This window comes from Bacillus sp. FJAT-50079, from assembly GCF_018343515.1.
Lineage (GTDB): Bacteria > Bacillota > Bacilli > Bacillales > Bacillaceae_C > Lederbergia.
Genome location: NZ_JAGYPD010000004.1, coordinates 25,616 through 52,403 on the forward strand (window position 1 = coordinate 25,616; position 26,788 = coordinate 52,403).

The 26,788-nt window shown below is 39.0% G+C and carries 24 protein-coding genes, 1 pseudogene and 1 other annotated feature; of the genes and pseudogenes, 16 read left to right on the forward strand and 9 right to left on the reverse strand.

Annotation, left to right across the window (positions count from 1 at the left end; translation table 11 throughout):
- Positions 1-184 precede the first annotated feature (184 nt).
- From KHA95_RS11105 to KHA95_RS11115, 3 genes are all read right to left on the reverse strand, one after another.
- Positions 185-1,201, reverse strand: coding sequence for a serine hydrolase domain-containing protein (locus KHA95_RS11105; RefSeq protein ID WP_213138064.1), 1,017 nt, complete (start codon positions 1,199-1,201; stop codon positions 185-187).
- A 268-nt stretch (positions 1,202-1,469) separates the two neighbouring features.
- Positions 1,470-2,303, reverse strand: coding sequence for a C39 family peptidase (locus KHA95_RS11110; RefSeq protein WP_213137580.1), 834 nt, complete (start codon positions 2,301-2,303; stop codon positions 1,470-1,472).
- Between the two features lie 59 nt (positions 2,304-2,362).
- Complete coding sequence (locus KHA95_RS11115) at positions 2,363-2,878, reverse strand: gamma carbonic anhydrase (RefSeq protein ID WP_213138065.1); 516 nt, start codon at positions 2,876-2,878, stop codon at positions 2,363-2,365.
- A gap of 120 nt (positions 2,879-2,998) precedes the next feature.
- Between KHA95_RS11115 and KHA95_RS11120 the strand changes: the two genes are divergently transcribed.
- From KHA95_RS11120 to KHA95_RS11130, 3 genes are all read left to right on the forward strand, one after another.
- Positions 2,999-3,811, forward strand: a complete 813-nt coding sequence (locus KHA95_RS11120) for an alpha/beta hydrolase (protein ID WP_213137581.1) — start codon at positions 2,999-3,001, stop codon at positions 3,809-3,811.
- A gap of 12 nt (positions 3,812-3,823) precedes the next feature.
- Positions 3,824-4,906: a tetraprenyl-beta-curcumene synthase family protein gene (locus KHA95_RS11125; RefSeq protein ID WP_213137582.1), complete on the forward strand. Its 1,083-nt coding sequence runs from the start codon at positions 3,824-3,826 to the stop codon at positions 4,904-4,906.
- An 81-nt stretch (positions 4,907-4,987) separates the two neighbouring features.
- Positions 4,988-5,509 carry a hypothetical protein gene (locus tag KHA95_RS11130; RefSeq protein WP_213137583.1) on the forward strand — a complete coding sequence of 174 codons (522 nt, stop codon included), beginning with the start codon at positions 4,988-4,990 and terminating at the stop codon, positions 5,507-5,509.
- A gap of 86 nt (positions 5,510-5,595) precedes the next feature.
- Here the strand turns inward: KHA95_RS11130 and mnmM are convergent, their stop codons facing one another.
- Together mnmM and mnmL are read right to left on the reverse strand one after the other, a co-directional pair.
- Complete coding sequence (mnmM, locus tag KHA95_RS11135) at positions 5,596-6,168, reverse strand: tRNA 5-(aminomethyl)-2-thiouridylate-methyltransferase MnmM (protein WP_213137584.1); 573 nt, start codon at positions 6,166-6,168, stop codon at positions 5,596-5,598.
- A complete protein-coding gene (gene mnmL / locus KHA95_RS11140; protein WP_213137585.1) occupies positions 6,165-7,133 on the reverse strand; it encodes a tRNA modification radical SAM protein MnmL/YtqA in 969 nt (322 codons plus the stop codon). The genes mnmM and mnmL overlap by 4 nt, the downstream gene beginning before the upstream one ends.
- Positions 7,134-7,259: 126 nt before the next feature.
- On the opposite strand from mnmL, the gene KHA95_RS11145 reads away from it, so the two are divergent.
- The gene (locus KHA95_RS11145; RefSeq protein ID WP_213137586.1) at positions 7,260-7,535 is read left to right on the forward strand and encodes a YtzC family protein; all 276 of its coding nucleotides are present in this window, start codon (positions 7,260-7,262) and stop codon (positions 7,533-7,535) included.
- A 361-nt stretch (positions 7,536-7,896) separates the two neighbouring features.
- Positions 7,897-9,069 (forward strand): MDR family MFS transporter, encoded by a 1,173-nt coding sequence (locus KHA95_RS11150; RefSeq protein WP_213137587.1) that lies wholly within the window; start codon positions 7,897-7,899, stop codon positions 9,067-9,069.
- Positions 9,070-9,081: 12 nt separating this feature from the next.
- On the opposite strand, the gene KHA95_RS11155 is transcribed toward KHA95_RS11150, so the two are convergent.
- Entirely contained in the window at positions 9,082-9,219 is a 138-nt protein-coding gene (locus tag KHA95_RS11155) for a YpzI family protein (RefSeq protein ID WP_213137588.1), read from the reverse strand.
- A gap of 129 nt (positions 9,220-9,348) precedes the next feature.
- Positions 9,349-9,588 (forward strand) — a binding site (T-box leader).
- 55 nt (positions 9,589-9,643) lie between these two features.
- On the opposite strand from KHA95_RS11155, the gene leuS reads away from it, so the two are divergent.
- From leuS to KHA95_RS23170, 6 genes and pseudogenes are all read left to right on the forward strand, one after another.
- A complete protein-coding gene (leuS, locus tag KHA95_RS11160; RefSeq protein WP_213137589.1) occupies positions 9,644-12,058 on the forward strand; it encodes a leucine--tRNA ligase in 2,415 nt (804 codons plus the stop codon).
- Positions 12,059-12,915: 857 nt separating this feature from the next.
- Positions 12,916-13,569 (forward strand): annotated as a pseudogene (locus KHA95_RS23360) (sensor histidine kinase); the annotation flags it as partial.
- Positions 13,570-13,653: 84 nt separating this feature from the next.
- Positions 13,654-14,511 carry a methyl-accepting chemotaxis protein gene (locus tag KHA95_RS23365; RefSeq protein ID WP_481748441.1) on the forward strand — a complete coding sequence of 286 codons (858 nt, stop codon included), beginning with the start codon at positions 13,654-13,656 and terminating at the stop codon, positions 14,509-14,511.
- 79 nt (positions 14,512-14,590) lie between these two features.
- Entirely contained in the window at positions 14,591-14,905 is a 315-nt protein-coding gene (locus KHA95_RS11170) for a rhodanese-like domain-containing protein (RefSeq protein ID WP_213137591.1), read from the forward strand.
- A gap of 516 nt (positions 14,906-15,421) precedes the next feature.
- Positions 15,422-15,604 carry a sporulation protein Cse60 gene (locus KHA95_RS11175; protein ID WP_213137592.1) on the forward strand — a complete coding sequence of 61 codons (183 nt, stop codon included), beginning with the start codon at positions 15,422-15,424 and terminating at the stop codon, positions 15,602-15,604.
- A gap of 58 nt (positions 15,605-15,662) precedes the next feature.
- Positions 15,663-15,788 carry a hypothetical protein gene (locus KHA95_RS23170; RefSeq protein WP_283248166.1) on the forward strand — a complete coding sequence of 42 codons (126 nt, stop codon included), beginning with the start codon at positions 15,663-15,665 and terminating at the stop codon, positions 15,786-15,788.
- 63 nt (positions 15,789-15,851) lie between these two features.
- Here the strand turns inward: KHA95_RS23170 and KHA95_RS11180 are convergent, their stop codons facing one another.
- On the reverse strand, positions 15,852-17,114 hold the full coding sequence (locus KHA95_RS11180; protein ID WP_213137593.1) for a BaiN/RdsA family NAD(P)/FAD-dependent oxidoreductase: 1,263 nt from the start codon (positions 17,112-17,114) through the stop codon (positions 15,852-15,854).
- Positions 17,115-17,287: 173 nt separating this feature from the next.
- On the opposite strand from KHA95_RS11180, the gene KHA95_RS11185 reads away from it, so the two are divergent.
- Entirely contained in the window at positions 17,288-18,910 is a 1,623-nt protein-coding gene (locus tag KHA95_RS11185; protein WP_213137594.1) for a putative polysaccharide biosynthesis protein, read from the forward strand.
- A gap of 45 nt (positions 18,911-18,955) precedes the next feature.
- On the opposite strand, the gene KHA95_RS11190 is transcribed toward KHA95_RS11185, so the two are convergent.
- Positions 18,956-19,234 carry a hypothetical protein gene (locus KHA95_RS11190; protein WP_249316837.1) on the reverse strand — a complete coding sequence of 93 codons (279 nt, stop codon included), beginning with the start codon at positions 19,232-19,234 and terminating at the stop codon, positions 18,956-18,958.
- Between the two features lie 100 nt (positions 19,235-19,334).
- On the opposite strand from KHA95_RS11190, the gene KHA95_RS11195 reads away from it, so the two are divergent.
- Complete coding sequence (locus KHA95_RS11195; protein ID WP_213137595.1) at positions 19,335-20,051, forward strand: pseudouridine synthase; 717 nt, start codon at positions 19,335-19,337, stop codon at positions 20,049-20,051.
- Positions 20,052-20,072: 21 nt separating this feature from the next.
- On the opposite strand, the gene pulA is transcribed toward KHA95_RS11195, so the two are convergent.
- Positions 20,073-22,256, reverse strand: coding sequence for a type I pullulanase (pulA, locus tag KHA95_RS11200; RefSeq protein WP_249316838.1), 2,184 nt, complete (start codon positions 22,254-22,256; stop codon positions 20,073-20,075).
- 313 nt (positions 22,257-22,569) lie between these two features.
- Between pulA and glgB the strand changes: the two genes are divergently transcribed.
- From glgB to glgD, 3 genes are read left to right on the forward strand one after another with little or no spacing between them, the layout of a single operon-like run.
- Positions 22,570-24,492: a 1,4-alpha-glucan branching protein GlgB gene (glgB, locus tag KHA95_RS11205; RefSeq protein WP_213137596.1), complete on the forward strand. Its 1,923-nt coding sequence runs from the start codon at positions 22,570-22,572 to the stop codon at positions 24,490-24,492.
- Positions 24,489-25,649 (forward strand): glucose-1-phosphate adenylyltransferase, encoded by a 1,161-nt coding sequence (locus tag KHA95_RS11210; RefSeq protein WP_213137597.1) that lies wholly within the window; start codon positions 24,489-24,491, stop codon positions 25,647-25,649. The genes glgB and KHA95_RS11210 overlap by 4 nt, the downstream gene beginning before the upstream one ends.
- Complete coding sequence (gene glgD, locus KHA95_RS11215) at positions 25,646-26,752, forward strand: glucose-1-phosphate adenylyltransferase subunit GlgD (protein WP_213137598.1); 1,107 nt, start codon at positions 25,646-25,648, stop codon at positions 26,750-26,752. The genes KHA95_RS11210 and glgD overlap by 4 nt, the downstream gene beginning before the upstream one ends.
- Positions 26,753-26,788: the final 36 nt, after the last annotated feature.

Genomic DNA, 26,788 nt, shown 5'->3' on the forward strand with positions numbered 1-26,788 from the left:
TCCAAGCGTTTTAAAATATTTCTATTGAACTCGAATCAGGGCAGCTCAAACTTACTGTACCTGACGCTTCGCTTTCAATGCTCTGATTCAAATGAAGAGCTTCTGCAAATGTTATAGATTTTTAGAGGAGACTAAGAAGGCAACCTAAGTTCGCCGCGTCCTCGAAAAATGGGGCGTAATTAAGCTATGATAATTGATTTGATATAGCAAGCTGCATCGCCAATCGAATTGGCAATGCGGGATTTGCCAACTGATTTAGATCACCAACTAAAAACAAATCACTATCAGGAAAATAAAAAGCAAACGAACCCGTTGAGCCCGAATGCCCAATTAATTCTCCTTTACCCATGTAAAGAGATGAAAGACCATTTAATGGTATTCGCATGTAGCCACCACCATATTGAATTGGATACATGGAAGTTTGTAACTTGTTATACTTTTCTAGTTGATGAAAAACGTCTTTTTTAAATAAATTCCCACCAAAGAAAGCTTTAATAAATATCATCAATTCACGTGCTGTGCTAATACCTCCACCACTAGCACGACAGCTTTTGATGAAGTTTGGACGGGAAATGACGTTTCCTTTATAAAAAATATCGGGAACAAAATCATGTTCGCTTTTAGGTAAATATGTTTTCACAAGTCCCAAAGGTTCATAAATCAAAGACTTATATACATCTTCTAATGAGGAATTAGTAATCGCTTCGATTATTTCTCCGAGGATATCAAAATTGACATCTGCATAATGAGCTCTTTTCATTGTGTTAGGTGCAAAGTGTGGTTTCATTTGTTTGGTCAGTGATATTACTTCATCAAAATTGATATGAATATCTTCACAGAGAACACGTTTTTTAAGGCTATTTTTACTTTCTGTAAAAGCATCCGGCAGTCCGCTTGTTTGAAACAATAAACTAGAGATTGTCAATTTTGAAGAATGCTCTTTCCCCTTATATTTATGAATCCCACTCAGCGTGTTGTTGTCGAAAAAACTTGTTACCTTATCATCTAGTGACAGCTGGCCTTGCTCCCGTAAAATCAAAATACAAGTAGTTGTAAATAACTTTGTGATGCTTGCCATAAGTAGGGGTGAGTCTAAATTCATGTCCCCATACTCATTGTTGTATGAAAAATCTCCATTCGTGTTTTCAATAAATAGAACGCAATCATGTATTTGCTTCGATTTTATCGTTCGATTAAATATTTTCTCATTTTTTCAGTTTCCATTGGTTTTCATATGTACATCTCCTTTTTACACGTTGTTTTTTTACCTAACAGATTTTATTCTTATACCATCGTATTTAACACTAATAATGTGATTTTAGTGTGGATTTCAGCTAAAATGCATATTGTTTAAATCTCAACAAAAAACATCGTGCTAGCCGAATGTAATTTAGCACGATGTTTATACTGTTGTTTTTGATTATTTCCATGAAGACTGAACTACTAAAGCTCGATTACCTAAGCCTTGATCAATCCTCATAAGAATAGGTAAGTGCATGGCTGCCCATTTGTACCCAAGATTGTTTGAAATCTTCGATCGGAGCTTTTGTTTGTAAGTTGAGTGGGTCATTAAAATAAACAAAATGCTCGTCATAGCCCGTAATTAGTACAGAATGTTCCTTCATCGTTATCTGAATCTCGCCATCAGCTGTGTGCCATGTTTCAAAGAAGGAATCGTCCAACTTTTTATAATGTGAATTAATGATGACCCAAACAGGACGTCCATCAGAAAGAGGAATTTTTAATTCTTCGAATGACTGGTTTGATAAGTTGACGATTCGTCCTGGTAAATATGATTCTGCCAGTTCCATAATTGGTTTATGATAGACACCAAATCCAGGTTCATTAAATGTATACATGTTTCCAACAAACCCTTTATGCGGATTTCCAAAATGAATTTGTCCATTGACGATCGTTCGGTCTGTCGGATCTTTTTTCACTTCTTTAGCAAGTGTCATTTTATCTGCCTGTACCCCGGCACTTCTAAGTAACATAGCGAGTGAAGTGACTTCACAGCCACGCGGTAATTCAGGCAATTGCTGAATATGTGGAGCATCGATCAATACAGATTCTTCTATTTTAATCAACGTCGCTTTCTCTAGTTGAATAGGAGTAGCCTTAACAGCTTCTGCTTCGCTCGCTTCCCCATGACCTTCCCCGATATATATGACGAATAGGCAAAATGCAATCATAACAATCAAAGATAAAATGGTAGAAAGGAGTGGCTGCCGTTTATGTTTTATGAAACAAAGAATGAGTAAGCCGAGGACGCTCGCGATTAGGACGACAAGCAATGCGTTCATATACGATCACCTTACTTAAAAGATAATAAGTTCTTATCTTTCATATCGGCTTACATCGATCATTTTTGAAGTGATTGATAATATTCTGCCTTTTCGGCATATTCAGATGCAATTCTTTCCATATCTTTTATATCTTCTTCATTCAACTCACGAATCACTTTTGCAGGCCGCCCGAAAGCTAATGTATTTGGCGGAATTTTTTTCCCTTGAGGAACGAGGCTGCCTGCTCCAATAAATGCTCCTTCTCCAATCTCGGCTCCATCTAAAATAATTGACCCCATTCCAATTAAAGCTCTTTTTCGAATGATGCCACTATGTAATATGACGCTATGCCCAACGGTTACCTCATCTTCAATAATCAACGGATTATTCGGGCTTTGATGTAATACTGAGTTATCTTGAATATTTACTTTTTCTCCAATGATTGTCGCTGCTACGTCACCGCGAATCACACTGTTAAACCAGACACTTGATTGCTTGCCAATTTTGACATCGCCGGTAATGGTTGCATAATCCGCAATAAAGACAGAAGGATGAATATCCGGTGTTTTTCCATTGTAAGGATAAATAGCCATTGCCAATTGTACCTCCTATTTGTTGTTATATTTATTTTAGCGAAAAAAGCGAGGTTTGTCTTTCAAGCGCTGAAAACTGGGTAGAATAAAATTAAATGAATGGAAAGAAGGCGCTGTGCAATGAGAAAATGGGAAGCAAATGGAAGAGCAAAAGCGGTGATTGTCATTGTGCACGGAGCTATGGAACATCAAGGGCGTTATCGCTGGTTAATTGATATGTGGTTACTGGCCGGCTTTCATGTCGTTGCTGGTGATTTGCCTGGTCAGGGCTTAACAACACGGTCTCATCGGGGGCATGTTGACTCATTTGCCCAATATGTTGAAGAAGTGAAAAGCTGGGTTGAGGAGGCAAATAGCTATGCTTTACCTGTGTTCATGCTAGGTCATAGTATGGGGGGGTTAACGGTTATTCGCCTATTGCAAAGCGAAGAGATAAACATTGCCGGTGTCATATTATCATCTCCATGTCTTGGGCTTGTTGAATATCCGTCGATGCCCCTCAATGCTATATCTGTCGGATTGAATTGGATTGTACCTGAATTAAGAGTGAGCAGTAATTTAACCATTGATTTAACGACAAGGAATGAAGATGTGAAAGAACGTGCGTTGAATGATAGTTTATATGTAACGAAAGTATCTGTTCGCTGGTATCGTGAATTATTAAAGGCAATGAAAGCAGCCTTCACAAATATTTCAAACTTTTCCGATGTCCCTCTTTTGGTTATGCAAGGCGGGGATGATAAGATTGTAAATAAGGAAGACGTTAAGAAATGGTTTAATCAACTTAATATTCGCGAAAAGCTGTATAAAGAATGGGAATTATGCTATCACGAAGTTTTTAATGAGCCAGAGAGGGATTTGATTTTGGAATACGCGAAAAGTTTTGTTGAAATGAGACTACGCGTAATGGGGTATGTATCGAAGAGAAAATGAGGTGTTTTTCAAATGGCATTGCCTTCACAACCGTTAACATTAATGAATCAAGTGTATCGAAGAATTATGCCTGTCGTTCATGAAGAACTAAATTATTGGAAAAAACGGGCTGAAGAAATTCCGAATAAAGAATTGAGAAATCAGGCATTAGCAAGTATTGAGCATAAGACGTTCCACTGTGAAGGTGGATCAATTATGGCCTTAACGGCTTTGGAGCATCGAGAAGAAGCGATTAAATTTATCGTCGCCTACCAGACGATAAGCGATTATTTAGATAATTTATGTGACCGAAGTACATCACTTGATCCGAACGATTTTGCAGCATTGCATGAGTCAATGATCGATGCATTATCAGTAGGTGAGTTGCCAAGGTCTTATTATCGCTATCGAGACGATCAAAATGATGGGGGATATTTAAGTGAATTGATGCAAACATGTCAATCGGTTTTGGCAAAAGTGAAAAATTACGAGGAGATTAAGCCATATTTGCTTGAGCTTTGTCGCTATTATTGTGATTTGCAAATACATAAGCATGTAGCAGTGGAAGAGCGTGAAGAACGATTGCAAAATTGGTTTTGTGAAAATAAAAAGATGTTGCCAGAAATGGATTGGTATGAATTTTCTGCCTGTTCTGGTTCGACATTGGGGATTTTTTGTCTCGTTTCTTATGCCTTTCGCAATGATTTTGAGAAACGGCATGCGCAAACGATATTGTCAGGTTATTTTCCATATATCCAAGGTTTGCACATTTTGCTCGATTACTTTATTGATCAAGAAGAGGACCGCGAAGGCGGGGATTTGAACTTCTGTTTTTACTATAAAAACGAGGATGAATTATTTTCACGCTTGGTTCATTTTTTCCAAGAAGCAGATCGGCATACGAGTAAGTTGCCAGATAAAAAATTTCACCAATTAATTAATCGTGGTTTACTCGGTGTGTATTTTTCTGATCAAAAAGTAAATAAACAAAAGTCGGTTCGCATATTGGCTAGGAAAGTAATGAAGCATGGCGGCGTTACTAGTTATTTTTTTTATTGGAATGGCCGCGGATATCGTTGGATAAAAAGCATGTTTATGAATCGAAGGCTTGCCTAAGTACATATCTTCCGTGATGAGGACGATACTATGATTTAAAGGTATAAGAAAAATACATCTTATGAAGGATGGACTTAGATCATGATCATTCGTGTACTCGGAATGTGGAAGGCCATATTGCTAATAAGCTGTTTTATTCATTTATTTCCTTCAGCTAGTCACGCGCAAAGTAATGAGGATATGCAAAGGCAAGCATTTTTAAATTTTGAAAAAGATATCCATACTTTAGTTGCTTCAAGCATGGAGCGATTTGACAAGTCTGATCTTCCATTGAATGAGGAATATATATATATGTATTTTCTAACGGCGAGAGATGAATACGTACAAAGCGCTCTTAATTTACAAAGGATTGCAGTGCCGACTACACTTCCAAATCATATTAAACGATCCTTGGAGAAGGTAAAAAGTGAATTGATCATTGGCTTGCACTCGTTGGAAGAAAGCATGGATGTCGTAACTTTATATATGATAACTGACAATCCGCTTTTATACGATTTATACAAGAAAAAACGCGAGAACGGTTTTCTTTATCTTGATGGTGGACTTACTTCACTTGCAACAGTAAAATTACGGCTTGAGGGTGAGAAACATTCCGTCCCATAACGAAACGCCGATAATTTATTCCAATGAAAAAAGTGTCGATCATCATTTGAAAGACACTTTATTTCTACATTTTCATGAAGCCGTGTTTACTTTTTTTCAATTGCAATAATAAATGGCGGATTGTTTTTTTGATTGATAAATCCATATTGAAGAACATGGGCTTGTTCTTGATTCAAATCTTTGGCATATTTAAGCAAGCCATCACGTTCGATTTCACCTTCGGGATGTCCGTGATAGACGACAAGGACGATTGTTCCTCCTCTAGGCATCACCTTTAATAGTTGATCAACAGCGGCAATCGTTGTGTCAGACTTCGTAACGATCGATTTATCTCCTCGCGGTAAATAGCCGAGATTAAAGATCGCTCCGGTAATATTGGGATGATCACGAGTGGGAATGACCTCAAGGAGATGCTCATGTCCAGTTTGAAAAAGAGTGACGCGATCAGAGACATTTTCCCCATCAAGCTTCTGCTGCGTTTTATAAATGGCGGCTTCTTGGATATCAAATCCGTATACATGACCACTTGGACCTACGATTGAAGTTAAAAATAATGTATCATTGCCGTTTCCGGTCGTTGCATCAACAGCAATGTCACCAGGTTTTACGGCGTTTTTTAAAATGGTTCTGGCAAATTCAAGTACGCGCTGTAAGTTCATACAAATCCTTCCTTTTCTTCGGCATGGGCAAATTTTCCTTGCCAACTATCTCGGCGCTTCATTTCGGCGTCAATCGCGTTCATTACTTGCCATTTATTAACGCTCCACATCGGTCCAACCATTAAATCGATCGGTCCATCCCCAGTAATGCGGTGGATTATCATCTCTTGTGGAAGAACTTCCAATTGATCGCAGACAAGCTGGACATATTCATCGAGCGAAAGAAATTCAAGCATACCTTTTTCATATTGCTTTACCATAGGTGTTCCTTTTAAAAGATGAAGAAGGTGAATTTTTATTCCTTGCACATCAAGTTTGGCGACTTCTCTTGCTGTTTCCATCATCATTTGATTTGTTTCAAGCGGGAGTCCGTTAATAATGTGTGTACACACGCGAATGCCGTGTTTTCGTAACTTATTGACACCTTCCACGTAGGAAGGGAAATCATGGGCACGATTAATGAGCAAAGCTGTTCGTTCATGAACGGTTTGTAGACCAAGCTCGACCCATAAGTATGTCCGTTCATTCAATTCAGCCAAATAGTCGACGACATCGTCTGGCAGGCAATCTGGGCGAGTCGCAATTGAAAGACCGACAACACCCTCTTGTTGTAAGACGGTTTCATATTTTTCTCTTAGTTCTTCCACTGGAGCATGCGTGTTTGTATATGCTTGAAAATAAGCGATGTATTTACCGTCTTTCCATTTTTGATGCATCTTCGCTTTAATCGTGTCAAACTGGGTGATGAGATCATCTGCACGATCACCAGCGAAATCTCCAGATCCTGCCGCGCTGCAAAAAGTACATCCTCCATATGCAACGGTCCCATCACGATTGGGACAGTCGAATCCACCATCTAAAGCGATTTTAAATACTTTATGACCAAAATGATTTCTTAAATGAGTATTCCATGTATGGTAACGTTTATTGTTATTTATAGATAAAAACGGGTTTGCCGAAGCCATATTCAGCACTCTCCTTATTATTTTCACTTGAAAAATTGTAACATAGCAATGACCTTTTGAGAACAAACTAATGGGGAACATACTTTTTAATGAGTATGTTTAAATGCGGATGTGAGGTGGATATCCATGGCAACACGTCAATCGATCGATCATTTTTTGAATCGTTGTGAATCAGCCATTCTTGCGGCCGAGGAGCAATATAAATCGGCAAATCGGCAAGAACATTATTATGATGTGGAATTCAGCGAAGCCCAGCAGGAACTGGAAAATACGGTCATCGAGTTGGAGAAGCTTTCCGATTGCTCGAATGCACAGCAAAGAGAACAGCTTTACCGCAAGCGACTACAACTTCAGCAACTGCAAAACAAAATGATTCTTACAGATCATGATCATCCGCTTTAACTTGAATCCGAGGGAGTTCAGACTCCCCATACCTAACGCTTCGCTTACGGTATAAAAAGCTTTGCTGATTCAAGTGAAACCTTCGGCGATATCACAGATTTTTTCGAGGAGCTGAGGAAGTAACCTAAGTTCGTCGTGTCCTGTGGGCATGAGTTCGAAAAAAATGTGGTGCATTGCGCCGAGGTGTAATTGATATACGTTGGCACATGCTACGTATGTAAATGAATCACGGCACTTTGGTTTCCAAAGTGCCGTGATAAAAAATCTTCTTTCCAGTTATAATTATCTTGCCCTTCCATAGAAAAAAGACTAGAATTGCTTAGGGTATCGAAATGTTAGTGTGGAAAGGGTAGTGAATCACATGCCGAAAGCATTATGGCTATTAGTGATTGGAATGCTTGTAAATGTAACGGGAACGTCATTTTTATGGCCGTTAAATGCCATTTATATTCATGAACATTTAGGAAAATCATTATCAATTGCTGGTTTCGTTCTTATGTTAAATTCAGGCGCAAGTGTGATCGGGAATTTATTAGGCGGAGTCGTATACGATAAACTTGGAGGATATCGTTCGATTTTACTTGGAATTTTTATATCGATTGTAGCATTGACAGGTTTATCAATTTGGCATGGTTGGCCTCATTATGTCATTTTTTTGATCATTGTTGGCTTTGGAAGCGGGATTATCATGCCTTCTATGTATGCGATGGCAGGGTATGTTTGGAAAGAAGGTGGAAGAAAAGCATTTAATGCGGTTTACGTTGCACAAAATGCTGGTGTAGCACTTGGCTCCGCATTAGGTGGATTTGTTGCTTCATATTCTTTCAATTATATATTCATGGCCAACTTACTCATGTACGTTATCTTTTTATTTATTGCCTTTGGCTATAAAAATATTACAGGCGAGCGGATTGGCCAAGCTCATTCGAACCAGCAACAAAAGCCAATTCGCAACAAGCATAAATTATACGCACTAATGATTTTATGTGTGGCCTATTTTCTTGGCTGGGTTGCCTATGTGCAATGGCTATCAACGATCGCAGCTTATACACAAGAGATTCATATTTCATTAAAGCAATATAGTTTCTTATGGACGATAAATGGTGCATTAATTGTGTTGGCACAGCCACTTTTACAATGGATGCTGAAAAAATATAATGAGCAAATGAAAGGGCAGATGTTTGCCGGATTTCTAATCTTTATTCTTTCATTTGGGGTAGCGGGGATGTCTGGTAGTTTCAAAGGATTCCTTGCCGCGATGCTCATTTTGACCGTTGGGGAAATGCTCGTTTGGCCAATTGTTCCAACAGTTGCTGACCGGCTCGCACCAAAAGATCGAAAAGGATTTTATCAAGGCATCGTAAACAGTACAGCGACAGGTGGAAGAATGATTGGTCCCGTCATTGGCGGGATGCTCGTTGATCTGTATGGAATGACGATACTATTTGGCTTTTTGATGGTCTTGCTTATTATCGCATTAATCGTTACGTATTTTTATGATTGGCCATTAAAATATAAACAAAGCAATGGCTAGGCCATTGCTTTGTTATGATTCGTTTATGCTTTTTCCTTTTTCTCCGGGTTTCTCATACCTCGTTGCACCGCCATAATGCAAAGCTTGGTCGCGATCAGACTCCACTTTCCTCATGTTCTTTAATTTTTTCTCTTGTCGGTCTCTTCCCACAATTATCACCTCTACGTATATGTTTCCGAGAAAAATGAATATTATACTTATTCGTTCGTTCGCCGATTGGAAATGAGGCTTGAATATATGTATAAAATTAACTACAATAGGATATACATATTAGATATATATGAAACGTTAAAAAATGGAATAGTAGTGATTCGCTCCTGTTTTAGAGAGTTGGCGGAAGGTGCAAGCCAATCTGGAAGATCATGAACTCACCTTTTGAGTTGCGCGTGTGAACGGATTTTTTACTTTTAGTAAATCCTTGTAATTCGTGCCGTGTTCCGCGTTAAGGATAAATGAGTGAGTGCAAAATGCACTAATATGGGTGGTACCGCGGGAGAATCCAAACCTCTCGTCCCAGGAATTTTCCGGGATGAGGGGTTTTTCTGTTTTTTTATGAAGATTAGGAGGAAAGTACATGAGTTTCAAGCATAAGGAAATTGAACAAAAATGGCAAAAGTATTGGGATGAAAATAAAACGTATAAAACGGATGCACATGGTGAAGGCGAAAAGTTTTACGCACTCGATATGTTTCCATATCCATCTGGTGCAGGTCTTCACGTTGGCCATCCTGAAGGATATACGGCAACGGATATTCTTTCACGCATGAAGCGGATGCAAGGCTATAACGTTCTCCACCCGATGGGCTGGGATGCTTTCGGTCTTCCAGCTGAGCAATATGCGCTTGATACGGGGAATGATCCGGCTGAATTTACCCAGCATAATATTGAAACATTTAAGCGCCAGATCAAATCATTAGGCTTTTCTTATGATTGGGATCGGGAAATTAATACAACTGATCCAAATTATTATAAATGGACACAATGGATTTTTTTAAAGCTATATGAAAAAGGGCTTGCTTATGTAGATGAAGTACCAGTAAACTGGTGCCCTGCATTGGGAACTGTACTTGCTAATGAAGAAGTCATTGACGGCAAAAGTGAACGCGGTGGCCATCCAGTTGAGCGCCGTCCAATGAGACAGTGGATTTTAAGAATTACGAAATATGCTGACCGTCTGCTTGAAGATTTAGAGGAGCTTGATTGGCCAGAAAGCATTAAAGATATGCAACGCAATTGGATTGGCCGTTCAGAAGGGGCAGAGGTAACATTTGGCATTGATGGACACGATGAAACATTTACTGTTTTCACGACACGCCCTGATACATTATTTGGTGCAACATATGCGGTGCTTGCTCCAGAACATCCATTTGTTGATGAAATTACGACGTCTGAACAGAAGGAAGCTGTCGAAGCGTATCTTGCTGATGTGATTTCGAAAAGTGATCTTGAAAGAACGGATCTTGCGAAAGATAAAACAGGAGTATTTACAGGCGCATACGCAGTAAACCCTGTAAATGGCAAAAAAATACCGATTTGGATTGCTGATTATGTGCTGATGTCATACGGAACAGGTGCAATCATGGCAGTTCCGGCGCATGATGAGCGCGATTATGAGTTCGCAAAGAAATTCGGTTTGGACATCGTAGAAGTCGTTGCGGGCGGAAATGTTGAGGAATCAGCCTATACTGGCGATGGCGCACATGTAAATTCTGGTTTCCTTGATGGGAAGAATAAAGAAGACGCGATTTCTGCAATGATTAATTGGCTTGAAAAAGAAGGAAAAGGTACGAAGAAAGTAACGTATCGTCTTCGTGACTGGTTATTTAGCCGCCAGCGTTATTGGGGCGAACCAATTCCGATCATTCATTGGGAAGATGGTACGATGACAGGTGTTCCTGAAGATCAGCTTCCGGTTTTACTTCCTGTCACAGATGAAATTAAACCGTCAGGCACAGGCGAGTCACCGCTTGCGAATATTGAAGACTGGCTTAATGTTGTCGACCCTGAAACGGGGAAGAAAGGTCGTCGCGAAACGAATACGATGCCACAATGGGCGGGAAGCTGCTGGTATTACTTACGCTACATCGATGCACATAATGATGAAGCACTAGCAGACCCAGAGTTATTAAAAAAATGGCTGCCAGTTGATATTTATGTTGGTGGAGCAGAGCATGCTGTTCTTCACTTATTGTATGCACGCTTCTGGCATAAATTTTTATATGATATTGGTGTTGTACCAACGAAAGAGCCGTTCCAAAAATTATTTAACCAAGGGATGATCCTTGGCGAAAATAATGAAAAGATGAGTAAATCAAAAGGGAATGTTGTCAATCCGGATGATATTGTCGAAAGTCACGGTGCAGATACACTCCGCCTATACGAAATGTTTATGGGACCATTGGAAGCATCGATTGCATGGTCAACGACAGGTCTTGATGGTTCACGTCGTTTCTTAGATCGGATTTGGCGTTTACTTGTCAATGAAGATGGAAGTTTAACGGATAAAATTCGCGAAGGTGCGGGCCCAGAGCTAGAGAAGGTATATCACCAGACTGTGAAAAAAGTGACAGCTGACTATGAAACATTAGGATTTAACACAGCAATTTCACAGCTGATGGTATTCATCAATGAAGGATATAAATCGGATGTCCTTCCGAAAGAATACATTGAAGGGTTCGTCAAAATGTTGGCGCCGATATGCCCACATATCGCAGAAGAGCTTTGGGAGAAATTGGGTCATACACAATCATTAACATATGAACAATGGCCTGTTTACGACGAAACAAAGCTTGTTGATGATGAAGTGGAAGTTGTCGTTCAAATTAACGGAAAAGTTCGTGCCAAAATGATGGTCGCTCGTGATACAACACGTGAACAACTAGCAGAGCTTGTTGAAAATGACGAAAAAATTAAAGGGTTAATTGAAGGAAAAACGATTCGTAAAGTGATTGCTGTACCAGGGAAGTTAGTCAATATCGTAGCAAATTAAATACTAGCTTCGCTTTGATTACCCGAAAATGCCGGAAACGCTTGGATTTAATTCATCCAAGCGTTTCTTTTAATATTAAGGAATCGTTATTCCCCTTTTTCAAAAAGGATTCACTATGTTAAAAATGCATCTCTAGAAATTTGCATAAACAACCGTATAAATTTTCATTTAATATACTATTCAAAGTCACTCTATTCTTTAAATGATTCATTGGACCTATGCTTACAAGAATAAATATGAGAATAGTCCTTGTTAATTTTGTAACTGACAAGTAAAATAGAATTCGGTGAACAATTCTTGATTGAAGGAAGTATCAGAATTTTAAGGAAGGTAAACGGAGGAAAATGATAACGTTTTTAATTCGTTATCATTGGTAGGTGAACAATATATATGGAAGGAACGTTTGTATGAAAAAGTTGTTTAGAAAGATGCAAAATGCGTTAAGACGCCCATCAATTGGTAAGCGGTTACTCGTTATTTTAATCCTATTTTCAATGATTCCAGTTAGTTTCATAGGTTACTTCTCATATGAAATGGCCTCATCGCTTATTCGAGATAAAGTAAGTGATGTGACAGAAGAATTGATTACACAGGTCGTAACAAATTATGAACAAAGACTTGTTGAGGTCGATCGAACCTCTTTAAATATTTCAACATCCTCAAATGTGAAAAATGGTTTGAAAACGACTGGCATGGATAAGGATTCATTTGAATACGTATTGCAAATGCGTGGAATTGAAGACTATTTATCTCATCAAACGAATACGAGCAATAATATGAAAGGGATTCTACTCATACATGATGATGAATTAATTGGTGATGCAATCCGAACAAATATTAATATCGAAGCACCGGGAATGAAAGAAATATTAGAGCAGATTCATCAAGCAAATGGTACTTCTGTTTGGTATTCGATCCCAAGTGAGGAAAATGAACAAAAACATCATACATTTGTAGGTAGAGAGGTCCTAAATCAAAATGCAATCCTTTTAATAGAGGTAGATGATGAAGTATTTAATAAAAGTATTGAAGAGATACGCTTAGGAGAATCGGGCTATTTTACACTTATTAATCAACAAGGGGAAGTCATCTCACAAAGTAATGAAGAAGCTGGAAATAATAGCAGTCAAATTATAAAGGAAATCGAAAATAAAGAAATAGAAGATGAATCAGCGGTAACGTTTGTTTCAGCTAATAAAGATCTAGTTACAGCGAAAAAAATTGGCAGAACGGATTGGTTGTTATTTTCAAGTGTTCCGATTGCTGAATTAACGACGGAAACACGAGAAATTGCAAAGGTGACAATCATTGTAAGTGTGATTACCTTCTTATTGTCCCTGGTTGTTGCATTATTCATCGCAAAAAGGATGACAAGTCCGATTAGGAATGTAACGAATATGATGAATGAGATTGAAGTTGGTAATTTGCAAATTGCAGATCAAATACATATGAAACATCCTGATCGCCAGGATGAGATTGGGCAACTCACACACTCTCTTAAAAACATGGTTGAAGGAATTAGAAAAATGATTGTAAATACTTCACATACAGCAGAAATGATGTCGAGTGCTTCGATCCGACTTTCTGAAAATGCGATGTATAATCGAAATTTAGCGAATCAAACGAATGAGAGTATCCAACATGTCGCGCGTTTATCACTTGAAACAGCGGCAAGTACGGAAGAAAGTGCGGTTGCTTTCGAAGCGATTGCCACAGATATACAAAAAATTGCTGAGGCATCCTCGAAAGTATCAACGAATTCAACAGCTATGACAGAAGAAGCGAAAAAAGGTCAAACATTTATTTCGCATGCTGTTAATGAAATGGGTAATGTCAATCGAACAGTAAGTGAATCTGTCCAATTAATTAAAGAATTAGATGAACGTTCGAATCAAATCGCACAAATCACGGGAATTATTAGCTCCATTGCAGAACAAACAAATCTGCTTTCACTTAATGCATCCATCGAAGCTGCTAGGGCAGGGGAGCATGGATTAGGTTTTACAGTTGTTGCGGAAGAAGTAAGAAAGTTGGCGCAGCAATCTCAAAACGCCACGAATGAAATAGGTGCCCTAATATCTGAGATTCAACAGTCAACAAAATCAACAGTAATTAAGGTGACGAACGGGAAGGATGAAGTTATAAAAAGCAGTAAAGCGATTGAAGATGCGGGAACTCAATTTCAAACGATTATGACTTCCATTCAAGATATTTCCGAGCAAATTAAAGATGTGAATATGATTATTCATGAAATATCGGCCAATTCTGAGGAGCTATCAGCAACGGTTCATGTCATGAATGAGCATACAAATTATAGTAATCAAATGGCTGTTAAGATTCAGGAGGATGTTGGAAAACAATTAACCTCTATTGATCAGGCTTCACTTGACTCCAAAGAATTAGAAGATATTTCACAAAAACTGCTTGAGGAAATTCATGTATTTAAAGTATAAGTAATCATACGGACTCGGTGTATTCAGCGTTGCACTTTGTTATAATGAGATGTGAATTTTAAACAGGAAGGTGTGGCATATGTCAGAAATAAAAACGATTACACCAGAAGAAGTAAGAAATCAATTGATTGAAGGGAATAACATTCATTTAATTGATGTGCGTGAAGATGATGAAGTAGCTGAAGGAATGATCCCTCAAGCAGTACATATCAAAATGGGGGAGATTCCTGATCATTTGGATCAATTGGATAAAGACAAGGAATATATTCTTGTCTGCCGATCTGGTGGACGCAGTGGCCGTGTATGTGAATTCTTAATGGAGTATGGCTACAATGTAACAAATATGGTAGGCGGCATGCTTGAATGGACAGGAGAACAGAAGCCGAAATTGTGATGATTCGCAGCTGTTTTCTTTCCTGATGAAAGCGGGATGTCCCTTTAAATAAGTGGAGTTCCAAACTACCTGTACCTGACGCTTCGCTTTCGGTACAAAAAGATTTGCAGATTCAAGCCTGCGATGGAAGTGACAGATTTTTAGAGGAGCTTGGGACGGCAGCTCAAATTCGCCGCCTCCTACGGGTACGAACTCGAAAAAATCTGACTGCAATTATGCGGAGGCGTAAATAACTAATAAGCCATTCTCCTGTGAGAATGGCTTATATTATTTTCTGTACATTACTGAATAATAGGAGGAATTCATCAAATCTGTATTTATCGTTTCAATATATAGTGTGAAGCCTTATTCGTCTACTCTACATATTAGTAACCTTTCTCTCAATTTGATTCATATTTCCCACGTTCTCTAGTATACATATTAGTCTAAGTGAATAATAAATGACTAGTGAAAATCAGAATTGTATGAATATAGTTTAAGCTGGATAAAATCTTAATAAAGGGAGAGGGGACTGCTATGGTACAAGTGAAATTATTTGATTGTGAGCATGAGCAAGATCTTGAGGAAGAAATGAATGCATTTCTCAGTGAAATTGAAGAAAGAGACATCGTTGATGTGAAATACAATGTAGCAGCCATTCAGGGAACAGCCTCGGAACAAATTTACTGTTTTAGTGCAATGGTTTTGTATGTAAAATAAAAGTATATGCAGCCTGCCTTTTCGTGGTACGAGATAAGTTTAAGGGAGGTAATTGTTAATGGAAAAAGCTTTAAACTATATTCTGCAAAAATTGGATACGCCTCATCAAAGACAAAATGAAATGAGGACAAAACTTCAAGTTGTGAAGTCCGATGTTCAAAAAAATTCAACAACTTACCATTGAAATGAAGAAATCATTTCAAACAAATGGAAAAAAGGTTGTCCCATTTGACAACCTTTTACTTATTTAAATCAAACTATATTTGGCTGCATTTACACCTGCTAATCTTCCAGTTACTAATGCGGATGTGATGTTGTATCCGCCAGTATAACCGTAAATATCCAATACCTCTCCACAGAAAAAGAGACCCGGCATGATTTTTGATGCCATCGTTTTAGGTTCGATTTCTTTGACAGAGACGCCACCCCCTGTTACAAAAGCTTTCTCAAGCGGCAATGTCCCGTTCACATGGAAACGAAATTGCTTACATACATCTGCAAAATTCCGTAGCTTCTCCATTGAGATGGATGCACATACTGTACTTGGGTCAATTTCTGCTCGCTCCAATAAAAATAAAAGATAGCGTTCAGGTACGAGTCCCTTTAAAACATTTTTGATTGTCTTCTTTGGTTCGTCCTTCATTTGTTTTGAAAGTGTTTGAAAGAGTTCTTCTTTGTGTATGTCCGGTAAAGCATCGATCGACATGACAACTTCGTTTATTTTCCACCTTTTTTTCGCTTTCACCACAAATTGACTGCACCGCAATACAGCAGGACCAGATATGCCAAAATGAGTAAAGATCATGTCCATTCGATGAGTAATGAGCGGTTTTCCTTTCGGATTTAATACAGTTAGTGCAATGTCACGCAAAGATAAACCTTGCAATGTTTTTTCTTTTATAAAAGGTTCAGAAGATGTGACTGGAACTTCTGTTGGAAAAAGCTCGGCAATTGTGTGACCTGCCGCTTCTGCCCATGGGAAGCCATCGCCGGTTGAGCCAGTATGTGGCACTGATTTCCCGCCAGTCGCAATGACGACGGCAGAACTTGAAATTTTTTCGCCTGTCTCTAACAGAACACCGGAAGTTTTACTGCCAGTGTAGAGTACATCTTTTACTGGCGTATTTACTCGCACTTCCACATCTAGCTCCTTCATCAATGATAATAATGCATCAACGACAGATTGAGCGCGATCTGAAACGGGAAACATCCGCCCATGATCTTCTTCTTTTAGCTCAATGCCGAGGTTTTCAAAAAAGCGAATAATGTCTTCATTATTAAAGACAGAGAATGCCCCATAGAGAAACCGTCCATTCCCAGGGATATGGCGAATGATTTCATCGATCGGGAGCCGATTCGTCACGTTACAGCGTCCGCCCCCTGAAATAGCAAGCTTCCGCCCGAGTTTATTCCCTTTATCAATCAATAGTACTTTTGCATTCTTTTCAGCCGCAGCAATGGAAGCCATCAACCCTGAAGGTCCACCGCCTATGACAATTACATCATACATTTTCCGTTCATCACCTTGTTATATAATGTTCTTATTGTAAATTTCCTTGTGTGGAAAAGCAAGGACACATAACTGTTCATTGTCAAATCACGTCGATACCTGTAAACTATCAAGTAGTGTGAAAAAATTAATGATGTAAAATATCAATAACGAATTGGAGAGTTAGAGAGTGTATGTCTTCTAAATTAATTCGTGGCACATTTATTTTAACGTTAGGAACGATTTTATCGAAAGTTCTAGGGCTCATTTATGTTATTCCTTTTTATGCAATTATGGGCGGGGAGGAGCAAGTAGCCCTATATTCATTGAGCTATGTCCCATATACGATTTTTATTAGTATTGCCACAGCGGGGGTACCGCTCGCTGTTTCAAAATATATTGCAAAATATAATGCGCTTGGCGAGTATGCTGTTGGGCGCAAGCTTTTTCATTCGGGCATTTATGTCATGCTTGGGACAGGGATCATTGCCTTTCTTGCGATGTACGGGCTTGCACCGTGGCTTGCGCAAATGGCAATCGAAGGTGTGGATGAAGAAACCGCATTTACCGTTGCCGAAGTTACAAGTGTTATGAGAGCCGTTAGCTTTGCCTTAATCATTATCCCTGTGATGAGCTTAATAAGAGGCTTTTTTCAAGGGCATCAATCGATGGGGCCATCTGCCGTATCGACGGTTGTTGAACAGCTTGTCCGCATCGTCTTCCTATTGGGCGGGGCATTTGTCGTTCTTCATGTATTGAAAAAAGATATCGTTGCTGCTGCTAGTGTCGCAACATTTGCCGCTTTCGTCGGTGGGCTTGCTAGCCTAATCGTATTGCTTTTATATTGGAGTAGACGTAAACGAGGGCTGAATGAGCTTTTACAGCATGATAAAGGAATGCTTAATGTGTCGATGATGAGCATGTATAAGGAAATTATCGTTTACGCTTTTCCATTCATATTAGTTGGAATTGCAAATCCGCTTTATCAATATATCGATCAAAATACGTTTAGCCGGGCGATGGCAGCGGCTGGGAGATCAGCAGAAGCTATGGGTGGGCTTGGTCTTTTAAACTTTACAACCCATAAATTAGTGATCATTCCAGTTTCGCTTGCTACGGCATTCGCTTTAACACTCGTCCCACTTGTGACAGAATCATATGCAAAAGGGGATCGACGTGTGATGTTTCGCCAGCTTGATCAGACTTTTCAGGTGCTTTTATTTATTACAATGCCAGCTGCACTCGGGTTGGCTTTGCTTGCTGAACCGATGTATACTGCTTTTTTTGGATATCATGAATATGGAGCACAAGTGCTTCAGACGTATGCGCCAGTTGCGATCCTTTTTGCACTATATGCAGTTACAGCGGCCGTGTTACAAGGAATTGATGAACAGCGCTACACGATCTTAAGCTTACTATGCGGCTTGCTTGTAAAGCTAAGCAGTAATATTCCGCTTATCAAAGCGTTTGAAGTAGAAGGAGCGATATATGCAACGGCACTCGGTTATACTGTTTCAATCATTATTAATTTAATCGTCATCAAGAAATTCGCTTACTATCCGTTCAAACTCGTTTATCGAAGAACGCTTTTAATTGTTATTTTTAATGTGATGATGGCAGTTCCGGTTTATTTTGTATATAAAGCTTTGCTTCTTGTTCTAACACCGGAAACACGACTCCAATCGCTTGTACTCATTATCGTTTGTGCCGGCGTTGGCGGAATTGTTTACGCCTATCTCGGTCTTAGATCAGGTCTTGCTGATCGTTTGTTCGGCGCTCGACTTCAGAAGCTTAAAAAGCGTTTGCGCCTGTCGTGATAGAAAGAAAAAGAGATACAATCGCGCATCTCTTTTTCAATGTAATTAATAATATCCATCAGTGTAATCGGTTTGATGGGTAAAGTGTTCTGGGCGACCAGTCATGCCTAAACGCCTTTCAATCCTGTCAACTCGACGGTCTAGTCGCTCCACTTGTCTTTCAAGCCGCTCGATTCTTCTGTTCATTTGAGAGAAATCTGGAAACCCTGGGATGCCAGGAAACCCACCAAATTGCTGCTGTGGAGGTGGCATTTGTCGATCAGAAGGCTGTGGATGCATACTCGTAGTCGGTACTTGTTGTTGGTAATATTGATAATTCATCATGTTTTCACTCCGTTTCGTTGAAGTCCTGCATCATTAGCCTATGATGCTTTGTAGAAATGGTATGGGCACATGCCTAAAAAAAGAAAAGAGGTGAAATTTTATGAGGATTGACAAGCTGCTAGCAAACCTAGGGTATGGCAGCAGAAAAGAAGTGAAGAAAATGTTGCGGAATGGCAGTGTAACGGTTAATGGAAATCCAGTCAAAGATGGCAAAGTACATATTGACCCGAATGAGGATTCCGTCGTCATTTTAGGAGAAGAAGTACATTATAAAGAATTTATTTACTTAATGATGAATAAACCATCTGGTGTTATTTCTGCAACGGAAGATGGCCGCAAGGAAACTGTCGTTGATTTACTTGAATATGAGGATGGTGTTTACGCTCCTTTTCCCGTTGGCCGTCTTGATAAAGATACGGAGGGCTTTCTGCTTTTAACGAATGATGGGCAGCTTTCACATCAACTATTATCTCCGAAAAAAAATGTACCGAAAACATATTTTGCGGTCATTAACCAAGAAGTAACGGAGGAAGATGTTGAGGCATTTCGTCAAGGGGTAACACTTGATGATGGCTATCATACAAAGCCGGGGGAGTTAAAGATTATTAAAACGGGCTTGCATTCAGATATCGAATTAACGATCACGGAAGGGAAGTTCCACCAAGTGAAAAGGATGTTTGAAGCAGTTGGAAAAAAAGTTATCTATTTAAAGCGCATTTCGATGGGGCCGCTTGAATTGGATCCAACCCTTGAGCTCGGAGAATATCGTGAATTAACGGAAGAGGAAGTCGAGTTATTAAAATCGTACAAAGTGTAAAGGTGCCAAACAATGGCACCTTTAGTTGTTTTCCCGGCTTTTTTTCAACACGATGAACTCATATGGTCCAATCGACGTGAACTCGCCCTTTATATCATGCATTACATTTCGATCTCGATCATTTGTTGCCATCACTTGCCATGTTGCTGACGATGGCAGGCGTACATCATAATGATCGTTTGAAGGGTTAGCGTAAACAGATATATCTTCTAAATTACCAAAAAGAGCAAAGGCAAATACAGGGAATGGTGTTTCTAGCAGATGGAATCGTCTCCTAATTTCTTGCTTTGAACGTAAACGAAATACCCAGTGTTTTTTGCGAATGGCAATTAACGTTTTTATGAATTTGATATACTCATCTTCTAATTCTCTTTTCTCCCAATCTAATTGATTAATTTCATCGCTGGAAATATAGCTATTTTCATCTCCTTGCTTCGTTCTAAACCATTCCTGCCCCGCGTGGATAAACGGGACTCCTTGGCTGAGCAATGTAAGTCCTGACGCAAGTTGATGCATTTTTTTTCGTTCTCGTTCCGTTGCATGACGATTCGTAATAAGGAGGCGGTCCCAAAGCGTATGATTATCATGACACTCAACATAATTTATTGTTTGGTCAACGTCTGCCGCAAATGGAATGCCGAACTCCTCTAATGCAGAGCCGGTAACAAGATGCGGCAACCTTTCTATAAAGCGACCGTTGCCATTCACAAAGCCTAAATCATCGTTATGAAATAGATTTCCTTTCAATGAATCGCGGAAAAGATCATTGAAAAAGCGGATTCCTGGTAATTGATGTGATTGTGAAGAGGTCGCTTTCTTCTCGCTTGCGAGGGCCGTTGATAGCTCCCACCCTTCACCTAAAAGCATGATTGGCACATCTTCTTGAACAGAGCGATTATAAATCGATTTCATCGTTTCAACATCGATCACTCCCATTAAATCAAACCGAAACCCATCTACCTTATATTCGCCAAGCCAAAAATTGATCGTATCCAAAATAAATTTTCTTACCATTTTCCGCTCCGTTGCAATATCATTTCCGACCCCTGTTCCATTACTAACTGTTCCATCGTCATGATAGCGAAAATAATATCCCGGTACGAGTTTTTCAAAAGGTGATTCTTTCATTATAAAAACATGATTATAAACAACGTCTAAAATGACAGATAAACCTTCTTGATGGAAGGAATCAATCATCTTTTTACATTCATTAATTCTTGCAATTGGATCATTTGGGGATAGAGAATAACTTCCTTCGGGTACTTGAAAATATAATGGATCATAGCCCCAATTATAGCTTTCCATTGGAAGAAGCTCATTGACACGAGCGAAATCATTAATTGGCAGGAGCTGAACATGTGTGCAGCCGAGCTCCTTTACATAGGCAAGAGCAGTTGAAAAACCTTGTTCTGTCTTCGTTTCTTTTTCCGTCAATCCTAGAAATGTTCCTTTGTTTATAACTCCGCTTTGCGGATGAATCGTTGCATCGCGAACATGGAGCTCATAAATGATGGCATCTTGTAAATGTTGAACCATTGGTCGTTTTTGTTGCATTTGTTCCGTTCTTGAAAAATCAACAACAACGCTCTTTTCACTATTTGCAAGCATTGCTTTCGCATAAGGGTCATTTACACGTTCCTTTTTTCCATTGACGGTTATTTCATAATCATAGGCAAAACCATGCCAATCTCCATACAGAACAACTTCCCAAACACCATGTGTCTGTTTTTTTAACAAAAAGTTTTTACTATTTAAATATAGCTTTATTTCAGTAGCTGTTGGGGCCCAAATCGAAAATTTTGTTGATTTTTTCGTGCATGTGGCACCTAATATAGCATCGTGGGCAAAGTATTGATCATCAAACCAACTCGTCCGTACGATCCCTCGTGGGTAGATCGGCATCCTTCTTTCATTCCATATAAGAAAGAGGTTTTCACCTATTGGTAGCTCATCAAAAACGCTCATTGTACAAGTATGATCATCGATTAAATTTTCTATTTTTGCTTGAAAAGACTTATTTTTATCCTCCCAATAAACGATGATTGATTCATTACTGTGAAGTGATAAAGAAATGTTATCCGTTTTCACTGTAAGTAAATGCACATCATCATGCCAAGCAATATTTGTATTCACAAAAGCAACTCCTTTATCTCTATCTTCTAAGCGCAAGGTTGGCACGGTTAAATGAAGTAATCTATCCATCATCCTATATACCCATTTATAGTATATGTTTCCAAGTTATCTTCGCGCGCCATTTCATAAAAGCAAAGGTCATTCAAGCTTCATTAATGCATTTATCATATCGGAAATTTCAAATGAATGTGAATAATCTTACATAGTTATATTTGAATAATGAATTCGACAAACGCCTACATAAACCTCTAAAGTCTCTAGGAAAATGTCGAAGGAATCTTCGGTAAACTCTATTCGTTTTCTCCTATAATAGTGTTTGATATCATGTTTTCCCATTTATTTGGGAAGGCATCATGCGTTTTCGTTCGGGAAAGGAGTTAACATATTGTATTACAACATTTCGGAACAAGATATCTTTTTGTTTCATCAAGGTACAAATTATCATAGTCAACAATTGTTAGGATGTCACAAAATTGAATGGAAAGGAAGAGAAGGCTTTCGGTTTGCAGTATGGGCGCCGAACGCCAAAAGTATTCGGGTCGTCGGCGACTTTAATGATTGGGTGGGAGATCATTATTCATTAGAGCGAATGACGTACGAGGGGCTTTGGGTTGGATTTTTCCCAAGCATAGAAGCGGGTGTACCTTATAAATATGAAATTGTTTCTTCAACTGGTCAAGTGTTGTTGAAAGCTGATCCTTATGCTCTTCAATCAGAGCTTCGACCGGCAACAGCATCTTTAACCCCCGAACTTTCCACTTATGATTGGAATGATCAAGATTGGCAAGAAACGAAAGAATTATTTAATGCGTATGAATCACCTATTTCAATTTATGAGGTTCATCTAGGGTCTTGGAAAACAAAAGAAGATGGTGAATTTTATACATATCGGGAGCTTGCTGATGAATTGATTCCATATGTCAAATCGTTAGGCTATACCCATATAGAATTGCTCCCGCTAGCCGAGCATCCTTTTGATTTATCATGGGGCTATCAAATTACTGGATACTTTTCAGTAACGTCTAGATACGGGTCTCCCAATGACTTTAAATATTTTATTGACCAATGCCATCAGCATCACATTGGTGTCATTATGGATTGGGTGCCGGGGCATTTTTGTAAAGATGACTTTGGTCTACGCCAATTCGATGGAGAACCATTATATGAATATGTAGATCTCCGCAAAGCGGAGAAACGTTCTTGGGGGACGTTAACTTTCGATTTTGGGCGCCCTGAAGTGCAAAGTTTTTTAATTTCAAATGCTTTATTTTGGATGGAGGAATACCATATTGATGGCATTCGTGTCGATGCTGTCGCCAGTATGCTCTATCTTAATTTCGATAAACATGATGACGAAGAAAAAATTTATAACTCGTATGGTGGAGAAGAAAATTTAGAAGCGTATGCGTTTATTCGGAAATTAAATGAGGTTATTTTTTCTTATAAGCCGCAAGCATTAATGATGGCAGAGGACAGCTCTGATTTGCCGCTCGTTACGGCACCTACATATGCTGGTGGTCTTGGCTTTAATTTTAAATGGAATATGGGCTGGATGAATGACATGCTTACATATATGAAAAAGGATCCCGTATATCGGAAATGGCATCATAATTTGCTCACTTTTTCCTTTATGTACACTCATACGGAAAACTTTTTGCTTCCGCTCTCACATGATGAAGTCGTTCATGGCAAAAAGTCATTATTAGATAAAATGCCCGGTGATCAATGGCAGCAATTTGCAAATTTACGTTTGCTTTATGGATATATGATGGCGCATCCCGGCAAAAAGCTATTATTCATGGGAGGTGAGCTTGGACAATATGCAGAGTGGAAGGATAAAGAGCAAGTAGATTGGCATTTGCTTGACTATCCGCTCCATAAGGCGATGTACAACTATGTAAAGGCGCTAAATCATTTCTATTTAGAAAATCCAGAATTATACGAATTGGATCACAAACCTCGAGGGTTTGAGTGGATTGATCCACATAATATCGACCAAAGTATTATTGCTTTTCGCAGACGCAGCAAGAGTCCCAATGAGGAATTAATCATTGTATGTAATTTTACACCTAATATATCTTACGATTATAAAATCGGTGTACCTGTCCCTGGAACGTATGAGGAAATCTTTAACTCGGATGCGCTTGAATTTGGTGGATCAGGTCAGTTAAACGATGATTTGCATTTTAGTTTTCCAGAAAAGTGGCATACATTACCACAACATATAAAAATCAAAGTACCGCCTTTAGGCATCACTGTTTTTAAACGGAAAGATACAACTACTGTTGATGAGGAGGACGAAAAATGAAAGAGTGTGTAGGCATGCTATTAGCTGGTGGAGAAGGAAAACGGTTGGGGGCATTAACGAAGCAGGTTGCGAAACCAGCAGTTCACTTTGGAGGGAAATATCGAATTATCGATTTCACGTTAAGTAATTGCACAAATTCTGGGATTCATACTTTAGGTGTGATGACACAATATTCTCCACTTGAATTAAATAAACATATTGGGAACGGTAAGCCGTGGGACTTACACCGTCAAGATGGGGGTGTAACGATCCTTTCACCTTATACCGCTCAAAATGGTGGCAGCTGGTATTCAGGAACGGCTGATGCGATTTATCAAAACATTCATTTTATTGATCAGCATAATCCGGAATATGTGCTCGTTATTTCTGGAGATCATATTTACCAGATGGATTATCGTCAACTATTAGAACAGCATAAACGTTCTGAGGCAGACGTAACGATTTCTGTGATCGAGGTACCTTGGGAAGAGGCACCACGGTTTGGCATTTTGAATACGACGGATGATCTTCGTATTTATGAATTTGACGAGAAGCCAAAGGAGCCGAAGAGCAATTTAGCATCGATGGGAATTTACATGTTTACATGGGCAACATTGAAAGCTTATTTATTGGAAGATGCAAAAAATGGTTACTCAAGCCATGACTTCGGCAAGGACATTATTCCAGCAATGCTTGGAGACCAGCGCAACCTTTATGCATATCAATTCGATGGATATTGGAAAGATGTCGGTACGGTCCAAAGTTATTGGGAAGCAAATATGGACTTGCTTGATGAAGACTGGAGCGGCTCGCTCAATAATAAAAATTGGAGAATGTATTCAAATGATTCGGACTTCCCGCCACAATATATTGAAGAAGATGCAATCGTTACACATTCTCTTATTAATTCGGGATGCTGGGTAAGTGGTACGGTTGAAAATACGGTATTATTCGATAACGTTGAAGTAAAAAAAGGAAGTACAGTGCGTCAATCAATTTTACACCCCGGGGTTGTTGTCGGTGAAGATGTCGTTTTAGAACGGGTTATTGTGATGGAAAATACAATTATACCTAAAGGTGTAAAAATCAGCAGCGTTATGAATAAAGAGCCGTTAGTCATTGATGAAGAAAAATTAAACGATCTTTTATCGGGAACAGTAGGAGGAGTAGCCAAATGAATACAATGATGGGTCTTATCAATTTGGAGCATGAGCATCATTTCTTTCACGAATTAACGTATTTTCGCAACGGAGCTTCCGTGCCTTTTGCCGGTCGTTATCGTTTAATTGACTTTGCTCTTTCAAATATGATTAATTCCAATATTGAGGAAGTTGCGATTTTCACTAGAGCAAAATATCGTTCCTTAATGGATCATCTTGGTACAGGAGAAAACTGGGAATTGGATCGTCGCAACGGTGGTTTGTTTATTTTACCTCCTGATTGGAACGACCCATCTGATATTTCGAAAGGGGACCTACAATTTTTCCATAATAATCGTGACTATTTTGACCGAGGGAAATCATCCTATGTATTAATAAGTGGTAGCCAGTTTATAGCGAATATGGACTATAAAGCTGCATTTCAATATCATCTTGAACGTAATGCCGATATCACGTTAATATCCACCAATGTCGAATCATTACGCTCTGAGCATGACCCTTACTTCCGAATTGAAGCAGATGAGTTTGGTTGGGTGCATGATATAACGAATGATAAAACAAATTCGCAAATCTTTACAGGGGTATACATTATTAATAAAGAATTATTAATGTCATTAGTCGATCAATGTATTGCTCGTCATCAAGATTATTTATTTATCCATGGTATTAAACATAATTTGCCAGACTTGAAAATTCAGCACTTTCAATATGATGGATATAGTGCTTTCATTAACTCGATTGAAAGCTATTATCGTCATAATATGAATCTATTAACAGAAGAGAATTATCGAGCGTTATTTTATAAGCAGCCATTCGTACGCACGAAAGTAAGCAATCAACCGCCAGTAGCCTATCGTGAAGGTGCTCATGTGAAAAAATCAATTCTTGCTAATGGCTGTGTCATTGATGGTGATGTAGAAGGAAGCATTCTTTTCCGCGGCGTCAACGTGAAGGCAGGTGCGGTCGTGAAAAATTCAATCATTATGCAGCGCTGCACGATCGAGCCGGGTGTTTACTTAGAAAATGTCATTTTAGATAAAGATGTCCATGTTACAGGGCATCAACGATTGATCGGTTCAAAGGATAAACCGTACGTCGTGGCGAAAAGAAAAGTAATGTAATTTGTAAGGGAATAAGAGATTCGGTGAAAAAGCCGA

Excerpts from the sequence above, each read along its gene's own strand:
- KHA95_RS11110 (WP_213137580.1), bottom strand. The coding sequence starts at position 2,303 with ATGAACGCATTGCTTGTCGTCCTAATCGCGAGCGTCCTCGGCTTACTC.
- KHA95_RS11115 (WP_213138065.1), bottom strand. The coding sequence starts at position 2,878 with ATGGCTATTTATCCTTACAATGGAAAAACACCGGATATTCATCCTTCT.
- KHA95_RS11120 (WP_213137581.1), top strand. The coding sequence starts at position 2,999 with ATGAGAAAATGGGAAGCAAATGGAAGAGCAAAAGCGGTGATTGTCATT.
- KHA95_RS11125 (WP_213137582.1), top strand. The coding sequence starts at position 3,824 with ATGGCATTGCCTTCACAACCGTTAACATTAATGAATCAAGTGTATCGA.
- KHA95_RS11130 (WP_213137583.1), top strand. The coding sequence starts at position 4,988 with ATGATCATTCGTGTACTCGGAATGTGGAAGGCCATATTGCTAATAAGC.
- mnmM (WP_213137584.1), bottom strand. The coding sequence starts at position 6,168 with ATGAACTTACAGCGCGTACTTGAATTTGCCAGAACCATTTTAAAAAAC.
- mnmL (WP_213137585.1), bottom strand. The coding sequence starts at position 7,133 with ATGGCTTCGGCAAACCCGTTTTTATCTATAAATAACAATAAACGTTAC.
- KHA95_RS11145 (WP_213137586.1), top strand. The coding sequence starts at position 7,260 with ATGGCAACACGTCAATCGATCGATCATTTTTTGAATCGTTGTGAATCA.
- KHA95_RS11150 (WP_213137587.1), top strand. The coding sequence starts at position 7,897 with ATGCCGAAAGCATTATGGCTATTAGTGATTGGAATGCTTGTAAATGTA.
- leuS (WP_213137589.1), top strand. The coding sequence starts at position 9,644 with ATGAGTTTCAAGCATAAGGAAATTGAACAAAAATGGCAAAAGTATTGG.
- KHA95_RS23365 (WP_481748441.1), top strand. The coding sequence starts at position 13,654 with ATGTATAATCGAAATTTAGCGAATCAAACGAATGAGAGTATCCAACAT.
- KHA95_RS11170 (WP_213137591.1), top strand. The coding sequence starts at position 14,591 with ATGTCAGAAATAAAAACGATTACACCAGAAGAAGTAAGAAATCAATTG.
- KHA95_RS11175 (WP_213137592.1), top strand. The coding sequence starts at position 15,422 with ATGGTACAAGTGAAATTATTTGATTGTGAGCATGAGCAAGATCTTGAG.
- KHA95_RS23170 (WP_283248166.1), top strand. The coding sequence starts at position 15,663 with ATGGAAAAAGCTTTAAACTATATTCTGCAAAAATTGGATACGCCTCAT.
- KHA95_RS11180 (WP_213137593.1), bottom strand. The coding sequence starts at position 17,114 with ATGTATGATGTAATTGTCATAGGCGGTGGACCTTCAGGGTTGATGGCT.
- KHA95_RS11185 (WP_213137594.1), top strand. The coding sequence starts at position 17,288 with ATGTCTTCTAAATTAATTCGTGGCACATTTATTTTAACGTTAGGAACG.
- KHA95_RS11190 (WP_249316837.1), bottom strand. The coding sequence starts at position 19,234 with ATGATGAATTATCAATATTACCAACAACAAGTACCGACTACGAGTATG.
- KHA95_RS11195 (WP_213137595.1), top strand. The coding sequence starts at position 19,335 with ATGAGGATTGACAAGCTGCTAGCAAACCTAGGGTATGGCAGCAGAAAA.
- pulA (WP_249316838.1), bottom strand. The coding sequence starts at position 22,256 with ATGATGGATAGATTACTTCATTTAACCGTGCCAACCTTGCGCTTAGAA.
- KHA95_RS11210 (WP_213137597.1), top strand. The coding sequence starts at position 24,489 with ATGAAAGAGTGTGTAGGCATGCTATTAGCTGGTGGAGAAGGAAAACGG.
- glgD (WP_213137598.1), top strand. The coding sequence starts at position 25,646 with ATGAATACAATGATGGGTCTTATCAATTTGGAGCATGAGCATCATTTC.